This is a genomic window from Anaerotignum sp. MB30-C6 (assembly GCF_030908465.1).
Lineage (GTDB): Bacteria > Bacillota > Clostridia > Lachnospirales > Anaerotignaceae > Chakrabartyella.
The window spans coordinates 1229672-1243438 of record NZ_CP133078.1; the positions used below are offsets into that span (position 1 = coordinate 1229672).

At 38.9% G+C, this 13767-nt stretch carries 15 protein-coding genes; 14 read left to right on the forward strand and 1 reads right to left on the reverse strand.

Features of this window, described 5'->3' with window-relative positions:
- The first annotated feature begins 7 nt into the window (after positions 1–7).
- From RBQ60_RS06225 to RBQ60_RS06265, 9 genes are all read left to right on the forward strand, one after another.
- A complete protein-coding gene (locus RBQ60_RS06225) occupies positions 8–754 on the forward strand; it encodes a thiamine pyrophosphate-dependent enzyme (protein WP_307885716.1) in 747 nt (248 codons plus the stop codon).
- Positions 754–1278: a 2-oxoacid:acceptor oxidoreductase family protein gene (locus RBQ60_RS06230; RefSeq protein ID WP_307885717.1), complete on the forward strand. Its 525-nt coding sequence runs from the start codon at positions 754–756 to the stop codon at positions 1276–1278. Before RBQ60_RS06225 ends, RBQ60_RS06230 begins: the two co-directional genes overlap by 1 nt.
- 33 nt (positions 1279–1311) lie before the next feature.
- The gene (locus RBQ60_RS06235; RefSeq protein WP_307885718.1) at positions 1312–1698 is read left to right on the forward strand and encodes a RidA family protein; all 387 of its coding nucleotides are present in this window, start codon (positions 1312–1314) and stop codon (positions 1696–1698) included.
- Between the two features lie 78 nt (positions 1699–1776).
- Positions 1777–2229, forward strand: coding sequence for a hotdog domain-containing protein (locus RBQ60_RS06240; RefSeq protein WP_307885719.1), 453 nt, complete (start codon positions 1777–1779; stop codon positions 2227–2229).
- Positions 2230–2631: 402 nt separating this feature from the next.
- Positions 2632–3408, forward strand: a complete 777-nt coding sequence (gene sigG / locus RBQ60_RS06245; protein WP_307885720.1) for an RNA polymerase sporulation sigma factor SigG — start codon at positions 2632–2634, stop codon at positions 3406–3408.
- Positions 3409–3537: 129 nt separating this feature from the next.
- Positions 3538–4080, forward strand: coding sequence for a hydrolase (locus tag RBQ60_RS06250; protein WP_307885721.1), 543 nt, complete (start codon positions 3538–3540; stop codon positions 4078–4080).
- A 291-nt stretch (positions 4081–4371) separates the two neighbouring features.
- Complete coding sequence (locus tag RBQ60_RS06255) at positions 4372–4941, forward strand: DUF5662 family protein (protein ID WP_307885722.1); 570 nt, start codon at positions 4372–4374, stop codon at positions 4939–4941.
- Between the two features lie 19 nt (positions 4942–4960).
- On the forward strand, positions 4961–6019 hold the full coding sequence (gene mnmA / locus RBQ60_RS06260; RefSeq protein WP_307885723.1) for a tRNA 2-thiouridine(34) synthase MnmA: 1059 nt from the start codon (positions 4961–4963) through the stop codon (positions 6017–6019).
- 162 nt (positions 6020–6181) lie between these two features.
- Positions 6182–7867: a Na/Pi cotransporter family protein gene (locus RBQ60_RS06265; protein ID WP_307885724.1), complete on the forward strand. Its 1686-nt coding sequence runs from the start codon at positions 6182–6184 to the stop codon at positions 7865–7867.
- A gap of 400 nt (positions 7868–8267) precedes the next feature.
- Here the strand turns inward: RBQ60_RS06265 and RBQ60_RS06270 are convergent, their stop codons facing one another.
- Complete coding sequence (locus tag RBQ60_RS06270) at positions 8268–9392, reverse strand: copper amine oxidase N-terminal domain-containing protein (RefSeq protein ID WP_307885725.1); 1125 nt, start codon at positions 9390–9392, stop codon at positions 8268–8270.
- 203 nt (positions 9393–9595) lie between these two features.
- On the opposite strand from RBQ60_RS06270, the gene RBQ60_RS06275 reads away from it, so the two are divergent.
- The 5 genes from RBQ60_RS06275 to RBQ60_RS06295 all read left to right on the forward strand — a co-directional run bounded on the left by RBQ60_RS06275 (position 9596) and on the right by RBQ60_RS06295 (position 13684).
- On the forward strand, positions 9596–10540 hold the full coding sequence (locus RBQ60_RS06275) for a 3'-5' exoribonuclease YhaM family protein (protein WP_307885726.1): 945 nt from the start codon (positions 9596–9598) through the stop codon (positions 10538–10540).
- Positions 10541–10552: 12 nt separating this feature from the next.
- Positions 10553–10849, forward strand: coding sequence for a hypothetical protein (locus RBQ60_RS06280; RefSeq protein WP_307885727.1), 297 nt, complete (start codon positions 10553–10555; stop codon positions 10847–10849).
- A 134-nt stretch (positions 10850–10983) separates the two neighbouring features.
- Positions 10984–11469: a hypothetical protein gene (locus RBQ60_RS06285; RefSeq protein WP_307885728.1), complete on the forward strand. Its 486-nt coding sequence runs from the start codon at positions 10984–10986 to the stop codon at positions 11467–11469.
- Positions 11444–12817, forward strand: a complete 1374-nt coding sequence (gene rlmD / locus RBQ60_RS06290) for a 23S rRNA (uracil(1939)-C(5))-methyltransferase RlmD (protein ID WP_307885729.1) — start codon at positions 11444–11446, stop codon at positions 12815–12817. Before RBQ60_RS06285 ends, rlmD begins: the two co-directional genes overlap by 26 nt.
- 228 nt (positions 12818–13045) lie before the next feature.
- A complete protein-coding gene (locus RBQ60_RS06295; protein ID WP_307885730.1) occupies positions 13046–13684 on the forward strand; it encodes a hypothetical protein in 639 nt (212 codons plus the stop codon).
- Positions 13685–13767 lie beyond the last annotated feature (83 nt).

Genomic DNA, 13767 nt, shown 5'->3' on the forward strand with positions numbered 1-13767 from the left:
TGAAAAGATGAAGACAGTATATGAAAGACCTAAAGTTCTTACAGATGAATATATGAAATATTGCGGTGGCTGCGGTCACGGTATTATCAATAAGTTGATTGCTGAAATCATTGAAGAGGAAAATTTAGCTGAAAAGGCAATTATGATTTGGCCTATCGGATGTTCCGTATATGCAGACAGATATTTCAACGTAGACTCTGTTTGTGCATTGCACGGTAGAGCGCCTGCAACAGGTACAGGTATCAAACGTGCATTGGAAGACAACCTTGTAGTTGTTTACCAGGGTGACGGTGATATGGTTTCTGAAGGCATGGCGGAAATCATGCACGCAGGCATCAGAGGCGAAAAATTTACAGTAGTTTTCGTAAACAATGCAATTTACGGTATGACAGGTGGCCAGATGGCGCCTACAACATTGATGGAACAGAAAACAAGCACATCTCCTCAGGGTAGAAGTGCTGACAACGCTGGTTTCCCCGTAAACATGGCTGAAATCATTGGTAGTTTACATGGTTGCCATTACAGCGAAAGAGTTGCTGTAAACTCTCCTGCAAACATCAGAAAGACAAAAGAAGCGATTAGAAAAGCTTTCAAATATCAGTTAGACGGCAAAGGTTTAAGCTTTGTTGAGATTGTTTCTCCTTGTCCAACAGGTTGGGGTGTATCACCTGTAAAAGCACTGGACTGGATTGGTGAAACTGTGTTGAACCAGTATCCACTTGGAGTTTTCAAAGCACCAAAGGAGGGTGAATAATGAAGAGTGAAATGATTTTCTCAGGAATTGGCGGTCAGGGTACAATTCTGATGGGTAAACTTGTATGTACAGCAGCAGCGGCAAAAGGTATGAACGTAACCCTTGCTCCTGCTTATGGTCAGGAAAAAAGAGGCGGTAGAGCAAGCTGTCAGGTAGTTCTTTCTAAAGAAATCGGTTCTCCCGTTATCTCCGAAGCTGACACAATTCTTGTAATGGATGAAGAATCTTTCAAGGATTATGAAAAAAAGGTGAAGGCTGGAGGCACATTAATCATTAACAGCTCCATGATTAGCCTTACAACAGCAAGAACCGATATTAACGTAGTTGAAATGCCCTTTACTGAGATTGCAACAAATCTTGGCAGCGCAAGATCTTCCAACATGGTTGCTCTGGGGGCAGTAGTAAAAACCCTCGATATTGTTACTCTTGAAGATGTTAAGGAAGTACTGAGAAAGAAAATGAAGCCTCAATTGGTTGATGTGAACCTGAAGGCTTTGGAAGCAGGTTATAACTTTACAAAGTAATTGTTAAACAGAATAGAAAGTAGGCGTTTTTCTATGAAAAAAGAAATGATTTTTACGGAAAAAGCAACAAAACCTACATCTTGGTATTCACAGGCTGTAAAACATGGAAATCTGGTGTTTTTAGCAGGTGCTTGTGGTGATGACCCTGTTACAGGTGAAATCGTAGGTAATGGTGACATCAAAATTGAATCGAAAGCTGCTCTTGAAAATATTAAGCACACCATTGAAGCAGCAGGTGGCACCCTTGAAAATATTGTTAAAATGCAGGTTTATGTAAAAGATTTAAGTATGATTCCTGATTTTAACGAAGTCTATATGACTTACTTCCCTGAAAACCCTCCAGCAAGAATTGCTATGGCTGTAAAGGATTTTATGGGTGGTGCCAATTTGGAGATAGATGGAATTGCTATCTTGGATTAATCGGATTAGGCTTACACAATATTTAATATTATGTATGACTTCTATATAACTTTTATTTATTAAAGGAGGAAATTAATTATGGTAGGTACAAAGGTAATTCACAAGGGTATGATGGCTGCAAGCGATGGACACTATGTTGGTGAGTTAGTAAACGGCGCTAAGATTCCCGTTGCTTGGGGCGATGTTGGTACAGAATTAATGGTTAGAGTTGACGGTGATATCTCCTTATTTTTGGGATACGAAAATATCCAGTTCACAGCACCTGTATATGTAGGTGACTTCATGGAATACCACGGCTGGATTGAACACGTAGGTAACACTTCTTACAAGTGTAAATTCGAAGCTTATAAAGTAGCTACAATGATGGATCGCACAGGTGCAGACATGACAGGTATTGCTTCTACAGCAGCAACTGTATGTAACCCTCCTGTACTTTGCGGTACTGCTACAGGTAGCCTTTACATTGCAAAAGATTTGCAAAGAGGCGCACAGGATCCTGCATTCGAGTGCGAACATGCACCTAAGAAATAAGATTTATTTCTTACCGTTAATTAAAAACATAAGTGTCAACTTATGAAAAGATATTTACTTTAGACATTTTTTTATAGAGGAGTTGCTCTTTGGAGCAGCTCCTTTTTTATAGTGTTGCTTTTATTCTTAAGTCAAATATTTTTTGATTTTCTGACTAATCGACAAAGTTTTTTTATGTTTGGGGCATAATAAAACATATAAAATCGCCTAAAACAAAGGGGATTCGGCGTTGTTTTACAAAGAAACCACTAATGGTTACTACGACTAAGTATCAGAATTATAAAAAGAATTGACGATATTTGCAAGGTATAAATTACTGCGTTCAGGGGGAGATTTTTAGTATCTTCAACTGAAATGGTTTTGCCATTTCTTCTACCAAATTGCTTGATTGGAGTGAGCATAATGGGCTATTATGGAAAGGTGGAAATCAGCGGTATCAATACGTCAAATTTACCCACTTTAAGCGGCGCTGAGGCACGAGAACTTTTTATAAAATATAGAGAAGGAGACGAATCGGCCAGAGAAAAGCTGATTGAGGGTAATTTAAGGTTGGTTTTAAGTATTATAAAACGATTTGAAAATAGAAATGAGAATATGGACGATTTATTTCAGGTTGGTGTGGTTGGCTTAATTAAAGCCATTGACAACTTTGATATTAATATGCAGGTAATGCCATCAACTTATTGTTGCCCTATGATTATTGGGGAAATTAGGAGGTACCTTAGGGATAATAACTCCATTCGGGTTAGCCGTTCTTTAAGGGATACGGCATACAAAGCGTTACAGGCGAAGGAACGCCTAATGGCAGAGCGAGAAAAAGAGCCTTCCATTGAGGATATTGCCAAGGAAATGGGCATTTCACGAGAAAGCATCGTTACGGCAATGGATGCAATTCAAGACCCAGTTTCTTTGTTTGAACCTGTTTACCATGATGGTGGGGACACTTTGTTTGTGATGGACCAAGTAAGTGACGAGAAAAATGGAGATAAATTCTGGCTTGAAAATTTATCTCTTAGCGAAGCCATGCGTCATCTTTCCGACAGGGAGAAAAAAATAGTGTCTTTACGCTTTTTTGAGGGCAAAACCCAAACTGAAGTAAGCACAGAAATTGGGATTAGTCAGGCCCAGGTGAGCCGACTAGAAAAAAGTGCTTTAAAGCATATGCGAAAATATGTATAAGATAATAGACAAGCCACTTAAAATCATGTAAAATATAAGTTAAGTAAATTATAGAATAATATAGGAAGGTTCTGTCTGTTTATTATGGATGACAAGAGCTTTCATCATGATTTTAGGAGGAAGAAGCAAATGAGAATTTATGCAGAAGATACAGCAGCAATTTTTATTGATTTTCAGGAAAAATTAGTACCTGTTATTAGTGGGAATGATGAAATTGTAAGAAAGGCTGCGATTTTGGCTCAGGGATTAGCTGAAGTAGGTGTACCCGTTGGCGTATCACAGCAATATACAAAGGGCTTAGGGAATACCATTCCTGAAGTTGCTGATGTCATTGAGTCTTTTCAGTATATGGAAAAGAACACATTTAGTTGCTTAGAATGCGAAGAAATTGCAGCATGGATCAAAGCACAAGGCAAAAAAACATTGTTAGTATGCGGTGTTGAAGCTCATATCTGTGTGTTACAGACTGTAATTGACCTTTTAGGGGCGGAATACCGTGTGTTTGTCGTTGCCGATTGTGTTGGGTCCAGAAACCCTTATGATAAAGAAATTGGTTTGGAAAGAATGAAAGCCGAGGGTGCTTTTTTAACAACCTGTGAAGCTGCACTGTTTGAGTTGACTGGTGGTGCGAAATCCCCTTACTTTAAAGTGATTTCCAAGCTGGTAAAATAATAATAGCTTTGGCGTAAGAAGTATAAGCGGCTGGGCAATGGCCTGAGCCGCTTTTTAACGGACGAAAGGCAGTCAGCCCGAAACCTTGAGTTGAACTTTTAAAAGGATTGCATTTCATCTGTTTTCGTAAAGTTTAAGTGTGAAAAGGTGGACTTGAAAAAGCCTTAATATAGATTTTATGGGGGGCTTTCTGTATTGCGAGCAGTTTTAGGCTTGCAAAAAAAATTTGTCCATTTACTAGAATTGATGTAGAAAAAAAGTCGTAGAATTCGGCATATGGAGGCAATGAAAATGAGAGCGATTGAACACTTGAAAACGATTACATACCATAGACGTTTAGTTCGAGAAAATTGTTTTCGAGTGGGGCTTTACTGGCAAGGTTTAACCCACGATCTTTCAAAGTTTGCACCCACTGAGTTTTTGGTAGGGGCAAAGTATTTTCAAGGAGATCGAAGTCCAAACAATGCAGAGCGTGAGGATAAGGGATACTCTAGCTCATGGTTACACCATAAAGGAAAAAATAAGCACCACTTTGAATATTGGATTGATTATAGCAGACACAAAGAGCAGTTATTGGCGGGAATGAAAATGCCTGTGCGCTATGTGGTTGAAATGTTTATGGATCGCATTGCGGCGTGTAAAACATATCAAAAGGATGAGTATACTGATGCCAGTCCATTGGAATACCATAAAAAAGGTAGGCTGGTGCATCAGATTATGCATAAGGATTCTTTAATGTTATTGGAGCATTTACTGGGCATGCTTGCTGAATGTGGCGAGGAGGCCACTTTTGCATATGTTAAAAAGGTTTTAAAACATGAAAGAAGACGGGAGCTAAGAAGATTTTTGAGGATTGGATAAGAAGGGAGGGGTCGGAAAAGTGAATTTGGAGAAGGTAATTGTTGGGCTTTCTGGTGGTGTAGACAGTACAGTTTGCGCTTACCTACTAAAGCAGCAGGGCTATGATGTGATTGGGGTTACAATGGATTTATGGCCCGGTAAAAATGGGGAAAAGGCAATCAGCGATGCAAAGAGAGTAGCCGAAAAGCTGGGGATTCCTCATCATGTCTTGAATTTTAGAGACGAGTTTAAGGAAAAGGTAGTCGATGATTTTATTGACCGCTATTTTAGGGGGCTAACACCAAACCCTTGCGTCGTTTGTAATCGATATATAAAAGGGGAGGCACTGTTGGAAAAAGCCCATGAACTTGGTGCAAGCCGTATTGCCACGGGCCATTATGCTAGAGTAGAAAAGCACCCTGTCACAGGTCGCTATGCCATTTGCAACTCTGCAACAGCCGAAAAAGACCAAACCTATGCGTTGTATCGATTGACACAAGAACAGTTGGGGTCCATGATACTGCCTATTGGAGAGTACACGAAAGAGGAAGTAAGGAAAATCGCCGATGAATTTGACGATTTTATAGCACAAAAAGGCGATAGCCAAGATATTTGCTTTATTCCCGATGGAGACTATGCCAATTTTATAATAGAACAAAGAGGCGAAAGTGGGAAGGCTGGAGCATTTGTTGACTTGGAAGGGAATGTGCTGGGCAAGCACAAAGGAATCATTCACTATACCGTTGGACAAAGAAAGGGCCTTGGCCTTGCCTTTGGAAAGCCCATGTACGTTTATACTGTGGATCCTAAATTAAATCAAGTTGTTTTATGTGAAAATGAAACATTGTTTCAAAAAAAGCTTTACGCGGGGGAGTTAGCCCATATGGCGTATGAAAAGTTTGAAGATGGTATGCGTTTGCAGGCGAAAATCCGCTATGGCAATAAAATGGCTTGGTGCACCGTAAAGATGATTGACGATGATACGTTGGAGTGTATTTTTGATGAAGGGCAAAGAGCAATCACCCCTGGTCAGTCCCTTGTTTTGTATGATGGGGATTATATTGCCGGTGGAGGAATTATTCTACACCAAAAGGGTTGACCATTCGACAAAAGTTTATGTAAATTTTGCTTAAAATTCATATACATGCACAAATTATTAAAAGCAGATAAAAGTTCATTGCGGTAGTTTATATGGTGTGTTATTATTACTGTGGCTATTTTGCAGATGTTAAATGTTATATGCTTTTTAATGGAGGAAGAAATGGATTACGCAAATATAATCATCCCATTTATTGGTGGGCTCGCCATGTTTATCTTCGGCATGAACTATATGGCCCAAGGTTTACAAAATGCAGCCGGAACAAAAATGAAGTCAATTCTCGAAGCCTTAACGCAAAACAAGGTGATGGGTGTTGCTTTAGGCGCCTTAGTCACAGCAATTGTTCAAAGTTCATCAGCAACAACGGTCATGGTCGTTGGTTTCGTAAATGCTGGGTTAATGAACTTAGGACAAGCAATGAGCGTTATTATGGGTGCCAATATTGGTACTACGGCAACAGGCTGGCTTGTTTCTAGCTCTGAGTGGGCAAAAATGTTTAGCCCCACCACCATTGCGCCTTTGGCTGTAATGGTAGGCGTTGTTCTACAAGTTTCAGGTAAAAAGATGAAGCACAAAGAAGTTGCTTCTATCATAATTGGTTTTGGTATTTTATTTATCGGTATGCACATGATGTCTAATGGTGTATCCCCCTTACGTGAATCTCAGGTGTTTAGGGATGCTTTCATTAAGTTAGGTCAAAACCCTATGCTGGGCATTTTGGCCGGTGCAGGGGTTACTGCAATTATTCAAAGTTCTTCAGCGGCACAGGGTATATTACTGTCCCTTGCGGCAACGGGCTTGGTTCCTTTTAACGCTGCAGTATTTATCATCATGGGTCAGAATATCGGTACTTGTGTTACTGCTTTATTAAGTGGTATTGGTGCAGGTAAAAACGCAAAATGTGTAGGTTATATGCACTTAATGTTTAACATCATTGGTACTATCGTGTTCAGTATCTTTGCTATGGTTTTCTTCTCCTTCATCAGTACAGAGGCTGGTACAGGAATTATTTCTCAGACACAGATTAGTGCCATTCATACTGCATTTAATATCGGAACAACTTTATTATTGTTCCCTTTCTCCAAGTGGATTATTCGTGCTGCTATGAAGCTAAACGGTGTAGAAGAAAGTACAACAGGAGACGAAGGACAGCTTTTACATTTGGATAAGCGTATGTTGCTAACCCCCAGTCTTGCAGTGGAAGGTGCAAAGCAGGAAACCATCCGTTTGGGTCATATTGCAAGGGAGAACCTGAGTTGTGCTGTGGAGGCCCTTCATGACAGCTCCCCTGAAAAACTTGAAGAAATCAGACAAAGGGAATCTGTGATTGATAGAGTCTGTGATGGAATTTCTGAATACTTAATTAAGCTTTGTACATTACAAATTAGTGATAGGGAAAACAAGGTTGTAACGTCTCTGCTTAATACCATCAGTGATATGGAACGTGTAGGCGACCATGCTGAAAACATTGCTGAGCTGGCGGAAGAAATGGCCCATGAAGATATCGCATTTTCTCATGGCGCTATGGAAGAGCTAGAGGATATGATTCATGCCGCACTTTCTAGCTATGATTATGCTATAAAGGCTCTGGAAGATGGGGATGTTGCCTCGGCGGCAAAGACTGCTGTTTACGAAGAGCAGGTTGATGAACTTGAGAAAACACTGCGTGCAGGGCATATAGACAGACTTTCCAATGCAGAGTGTAATGTGAATGCAGGTATCCATTACTTAGAGGTGCTAGCAAATCTGGAGCGTATTTCTGATCATGCAATGAATATTTCCCAGGTTGTGCTAAACGAACACAGATATAATAGAAGAATGAATGAGGAAGCAATAACACAAGCTTAATAGATAGGGCACCCGAAAGGGTGCCTTTTTATGTAAAAAATATCAGTAATTATCGAAATAAAATTTACAGTGAAGTGGAAGAACTGCTTTTTTACTCTGATGTAGAAAAAAGATTTTGAAAAAGTCAGAGGTATAGAAAATTTAAAAGTTGATAAAAAAGAATGAACTTAAAGTTCTTTTAGTTCCGCTTTTGGCATGAAGTCAAATAAAGTCCAACTAAAGAGGAGTTTGTTAGTTTAAAGTTTTTTTAATAGAATGCCAAAGTCATTAAAAAAAAGTCCCCAGAATGATTTAATTACTGGGGACTTTTATACTTTTGAACATTTGTGGAGAAAGAAGCTTGATACATTTGATTTCATTTTTAACAAGTTACTGTTATCTTAACTAGACAAGAAAAGGATTAGTTTGTCAATGTAACAGTTTTTGTTGCAGGATTCCAAACTACTTGATCATTAGGAATATCCATAATTTTCATCCAATCCCTTAAAGAAACGAATAAACGCCCGTCAATCACTTCTGTGGCTGTGGTTAAACCTACGGTTTTACCATCCTTGGTCATGGTGTCATGATTGGCTATGATTATAAAGGTACTTCCCTCATAGGAAATCGTTGCTGTTTTTGTATGGGAGTTCCATATGATTTCTACATTCGGATTAGAAATTACCAATAGTGTGCGTAAAGGCAACATGGTATAGCCATTTTTGATATAGGGTGCCACGTCTGTGCTATGGGCAATGGCTCCGTTTTTTAGGATGTTTTTGTTGCCGATGGACATTGTGTAGGTGTCATTTTTAATTTCTTCAATTGGTTTTTCCTCGGGCTTTTCAGGCTCGGGTTTTTCGGGTTCAGGCTTTTGAGCTTCTGCTTTTGTTAATGTAATAATTTCCTCCGCTTTATCATGGGTTTCTTTATAATCAAAAGTTATACTGTTGGGGTCAACCTTATTTCTGGTGATTACGTAAACGGCATCATCTCCTAACTCATCAGGGAAGGTGAGCTTTGCTTTATCAAGTACAGAAACAGCCACCTGGTTTGCCTTTAAATTATAAATATAAATGGCATGTCGGGGGGAATCCACATTAATTTCAACTTTATCATCCAAATATAAAACACCGTCATTTACATAAATTGCACTTGCCCCCATGCTCTTAATATTTACTTCCAACTTACCGTCACCTTCAATTGATAAATCGCCATCGCTATAGATACCACTGCAGTGATAGGAGTTTGTGGTGATTTCGTTATTTTTTCCTTCTAGCCAAAGGATACTATCTTCGGGGAGTAAAATAGCGGCACTTTTTTCACGAATGCCTTCGTTTACAACGCCTTGAAAGTTATTTAATGTTAGAATTTTATCACTTGCATCCCAATCCCAGTTGGTTCCTTGCTGATCAGTTTTTACCTCTCTGAAGTCCATCGACATGAGATCAATCTCCGTTTTTATATCTTCGGCAAAAGCTAGGGCGGGTAAAAGTCCGATTATTGCGGAACAAGTTACGAGAATAGAAATTATTTTTTTCTTCATTTTGAAAACCTCCTTAAATCTTTATTTTATTTTACAGTAAATAATGTGAAATGAAAACCAATTTAAGGATTTTGACGTAAATATGTTGGAAGAGTTCCCCTTTAAAGATAAAATTTAAGGGCTTTTCTGTGGAAACCACATTTTATATGGTGTATAATAAAGGTCAATGGAAATTTGCTATTGAATAGAAGTGGAGGATTCAAATGAAGTACATTAACGAGTTAAGAGAAGGCGAAAGTGTAATGGAACACTATCTGTGTAAAAGCAGACAAAGCCTAAAATCAAGAAATGGGAAAACTTACTTGTCCCTAAAATTGCAGGATAAAACAGGCATTGTTGATGCAAAGGTTTGGGATATGAATAAGGAAATACAAAGCTTTGCGGAAAATGATTTCATCAAAATAGACGGTAGCGTTACCGTTTTTAATAATGACTTACAAATTAATGTGAAACGTGTTCGTCGTAGTATGGAGGGGGAATATGACCCTGCTGATTTCATCCCCTCTACAGATAAAAATATTGATGAAATGTTCCAGCAGTTGTTAGGGTATATTAAAACTATAGAAAGTCCATATATTAAGGCAATGTTGGAGGAGATATTTTTACATCATCCTTTAATTAGCAAAGAGTTTAAATATCATTCTGCGGCAAAGAGTATGCACCACAGTTTTCGTGGCGGTTTGGTAGAGCATACACTTTCTGTAACTCAGATTTGTGATTTTATGTCTGGTCGATATCAGTTTGTGGATCGTGATATCTTGGTTGCTTCTGCTATGCTCCATGATGTTGCAAAAATTATGGAATTATCAGACTTCCCAGAAAATGATTATACAGACGACGGTCAGCTTTTGGGGCATATTTTCCTAGGTGCAGAGTTGATAAAAGATACGGTAGCTAAAATTGATGGTTTCCCAAAACAGTTGGAGTCTTTATTGAAGCACTGTATTCTTTCGCATCATGGGGAGTTGGAGTATGGCTCTCCCAAGGTTCCGGAAACAATTGAGGCGTTTATTTTGCACTGTGCGGATAATATGGATGCAAAAACAAAAATGATTGAGGAAATGCTGGCGGCGGATAATACCCAAGGAAATTGGGCAGGCTTCAATCGAATGCTTCAGAGAAATATTCGTCGCTCAGATTATAAATAAGAGGGAACAGTTATGGAGAGAAAGACAATTTCTGCCCATGAAATAAACAAATATACCTACTGCCCCTATCAATGGTATTACGAAAGGCTGTATGGGAGAAAGGAATTGCGTCGCTTATATCAAGAGCGGAATGAGGCTCTTTCTTTAGCCGATAGTATGTCTGCAAACTTTGCAAAAGGCTTGGAATTTCATCAGAAAAACTATACTAATCTTCGGTTGCAAAACCTGTTTTGGAAGGTTAGCATCCTGTTGATATTCATTGCAATTGTTGTAGGGTACTACCTAATTCGAAATGGGGCAAGTTTTTAATGATTAAGAATATTTCATGGGTTGATTTATTTTTTTTGGCGTTAATTTTCATTTTAATTTTATTATTTTATTTTCGTGGGCGTAACTGGACCATGAAAAAACTACCCTCATCTAATCGGTTGGGGGGGTATATTTTGATCTATGCAGATCAAAAACAGGGTAGTAAAAATGAGAAGGATTTTGGTAAGCTCCTATACTCTGCGGAATATGAGCTGCAAGGGAAGCCAGATTATATTTTTAAGAAAAGATTTGGCAAAGGAATTGTACCAGTTGAGCTCAAAAGTGGTAGTATTGGCGATGATCCATTGCCTCATAGGGGTGACTTGCTGCAGTTAGGAGCGTATTTTCTTATTCTTGAAGATGTTTATCATGTACGACCTAAGTTTGGCAGGTTGGTTTATAAAGATTATATGTTTGTTGTAAAAAATAAGAAAAGCTTACGAAAAGAAGTGCAAAGAACAACAAAGGAAATGCGGGAAATGCTGATATACGGCGTGGGGAAAGCAAACCCAAGTTTTGTTACTTGTAGATACTGCGTGTGTAATGGAACAGTTTGTGCCCATTCAGGAACAGAAATAATTGGAGGAAAAACAAATGAGTCTTCCTGTAGAGAAGAATAAAACATATGAAATGATCGTTGATGCCTTGGGTAGCAATGGGGAGGGAATTGGTAGAATTGAAGGGTTTACCATTTTTGTTGAGGGGGCATTGCCTGAAGAAACCATTAAGGTTTTAATTTTAAAAACAAAAAAAAGTTATGGGTATGGGAAGTTACTGGAAATTATTTCGCCATCGCCATATCGAGTGGAACCCCTCTGTCCTGTTGCGAAAACCTGTGGTGGCTGTCAACTGCAGCATTTCTCTTATGAGGGGCAGCTTGCATACAAAGCAAAGAAGGTAAAGGATGATTTAGAACGCATTGGTGGGTTGAAAAATGTGGATGGTTTGACAGCTTGTGGTATGGAAGATCCTTGGCGTTATCGAAATAAAGCCAAGTTTCCTGTGGGCATGGGGAAAGATGAAGGGGTAAAAATTGGTTTTTATGCGAAGCGTAGTCATCGCATTATAGATACACCTGTTTGCTATTTGCAGGACCCTGTGAATGACGAGATAACGGCCATTGTGCGGGCGTTTATGAATGAGTTCCAAATCTCTGCTTACGATGAAGAAGGACATAAGGGGTTAGTCCGCCATATTTTAACCAGAGTGGGGAGAAATAGCGGAGAAATCATGGTTTGTATCGTAATAAACGGAAGGAGGCTTCCCCATAGTGAAGTGTTGGTTGAGCGTTTACAACAGATTCTAGGCGTGGTATCCGTCGTGTTAAATATCAATAAGGAACAGACAAATGTAATCTTAGGGAAAAAAGTAGTAACCCTGTGGGGCAAGGAGACAATTGAGGATACTTTAGGCGGAATCACTTTTGAAATTTCCCCCTTGTCATTTTATCAAGTGAACCCCGCTCAAACTGAAGTTTTATACAATAAAGCCGTTGAGATGGCAGGTTTGAAAGGCAATGAAACAGTTTTAGACTTATATTGTGGGATTGGTACAATTTCTCTGTTCTTCGCAAAAAAAGCAAAAAAGGTTTTTGGGGTAGAAATCGTTCCGGAGGCGATTGCTGATGCAAGAAGAAATGCAGAGCGAAACGGAATCACTAACGTTTCTTTTCAGGTTGGGGCAGCGGAAGAAGTGATTCCTAGACTGTTCCGTGAACAGGGGATTAGGGCGGATGTTATTGTCGTAGACCCCCCAAGAAAAGGGTGCGACCAAACTCTCCTTGATACAATTACTTCGATTAATCCAGATAAATTGGTGTATGTTTCTTGTAATCCTGCAACTCTTGCTAGGGATGTGGCGAGATTATGTGAAAAGGGATTTGAGGTAAAGGATGTACAGGTGGTTGATCAGTTTCCGATGACAGTGCATGTTGAGACGGTAGTATTGATGTCAAGGGTAGATAAGTAAGGGTGTAATAAGATAAGTAAATAAAGGCTTTCCGTGATTTGAGGTCTGGTTTTAAGCCGGAAGGATAATCACGGATTTTCGCATTATGGGAAGTTATCCAAGAGTGGTGATTTGCCCAGTGGATTTACTAATTTGAATATAGGATTGGTGAGTTGATAAGATTGCTGGCAAAAATGTGGTGAGTTGACAAGATGGATATAAAACTAAAATCAATAGGAGGAGATTAAATTGAAGACAATTATGGAGCGTAGGGGTAAATATCAAATTGCATGTTACGAAGTTAGCATCAACAGTGATATGAAAGAGAGGGCTCTGTCTTTTGCAAATGGAATTGTTCTGTCGGATAACCAATATTCAAGACTTTTACCCGACAATATACGCACTTCAAAAGATATCTCAATGCAACAGAAAATAGAAGTACAAAGAACTTATATGGGCAAACTTGGGGAAATGTCATTTGCAATGTGTCTATCTGAAAAAGGAAAGCAAGTTGATACGGATGGCATGTTTGAAATATATGAAGGGCAAACCAATGTGGATGAATTTGATTTTACGACTCGGGATGGAAAATCTGTTGATGTAAAAACTGGATTCCGTCCAATACATAAAAGACTTATGATAAATATTGAGCAGTTTAATAACATACCAAAGGACTATTATGTTGCTGTGAAATTAAATGCAACTGATGTTAATCCCTGGGATAAAATAGTGGATTGGAATAATATCACTACAGCAACGATACTTGGATATGCCGACCATTGGTATATTGAAAAACACGCAGCGATTTATGACTTTGGAGAAGGACGTGCCCGATGGCTTTGGTACGATAAACTAATGGGCATCGAAAATTTGATACCGTTATTATAAATTTTAAGAGATTGTATAAATACATCAGCCTTATCAAACGATAGGAAACGTCGCCAAATAACAGATAATGATATGAAACCTAT

Coding starts and splice junctions, on each gene's coding strand:
- RBQ60_RS06225 (WP_307885716.1), top strand. CDS start 8: ATGAAGACAGTATATGAAAGACCTAAAGTTCTTACAGATGAATATATG.
- RBQ60_RS06230 (WP_307885717.1), top strand. CDS start 754: ATGAAGAGTGAAATGATTTTCTCAGGAATTGGCGGTCAGGGTACAATT.
- RBQ60_RS06235 (WP_307885718.1), top strand. CDS start 1,312: ATGAAAAAAGAAATGATTTTTACGGAAAAAGCAACAAAACCTACATCT.
- RBQ60_RS06240 (WP_307885719.1), top strand. CDS start 1,777: ATGGTAGGTACAAAGGTAATTCACAAGGGTATGATGGCTGCAAGCGAT.
- sigG (WP_307885720.1), top strand. CDS start 2,632: ATGGGCTATTATGGAAAGGTGGAAATCAGCGGTATCAATACGTCAAAT.
- RBQ60_RS06250 (WP_307885721.1), top strand. CDS start 3,538: ATGAGAATTTATGCAGAAGATACAGCAGCAATTTTTATTGATTTTCAG.
- RBQ60_RS06255 (WP_307885722.1), top strand. CDS start 4,372: ATGAGAGCGATTGAACACTTGAAAACGATTACATACCATAGACGTTTA.
- RBQ60_RS06265 (WP_307885724.1), top strand. CDS start 6,182: ATGGATTACGCAAATATAATCATCCCATTTATTGGTGGGCTCGCCATG.
- RBQ60_RS06270 (WP_307885725.1), bottom strand. CDS start 9,392: ATGAAGAAAAAAATAATTTCTATTCTCGTAACTTGTTCCGCAATAATC.
- RBQ60_RS06275 (WP_307885726.1), top strand. CDS start 9,596: ATGAAGTACATTAACGAGTTAAGAGAAGGCGAAAGTGTAATGGAACAC.
- RBQ60_RS06280 (WP_307885727.1), top strand. CDS start 10,553: ATGGAGAGAAAGACAATTTCTGCCCATGAAATAAACAAATATACCTAC.
- rlmD (WP_307885729.1), top strand. CDS start 11,444: ATGAGTCTTCCTGTAGAGAAGAATAAAACATATGAAATGATCGTTGAT.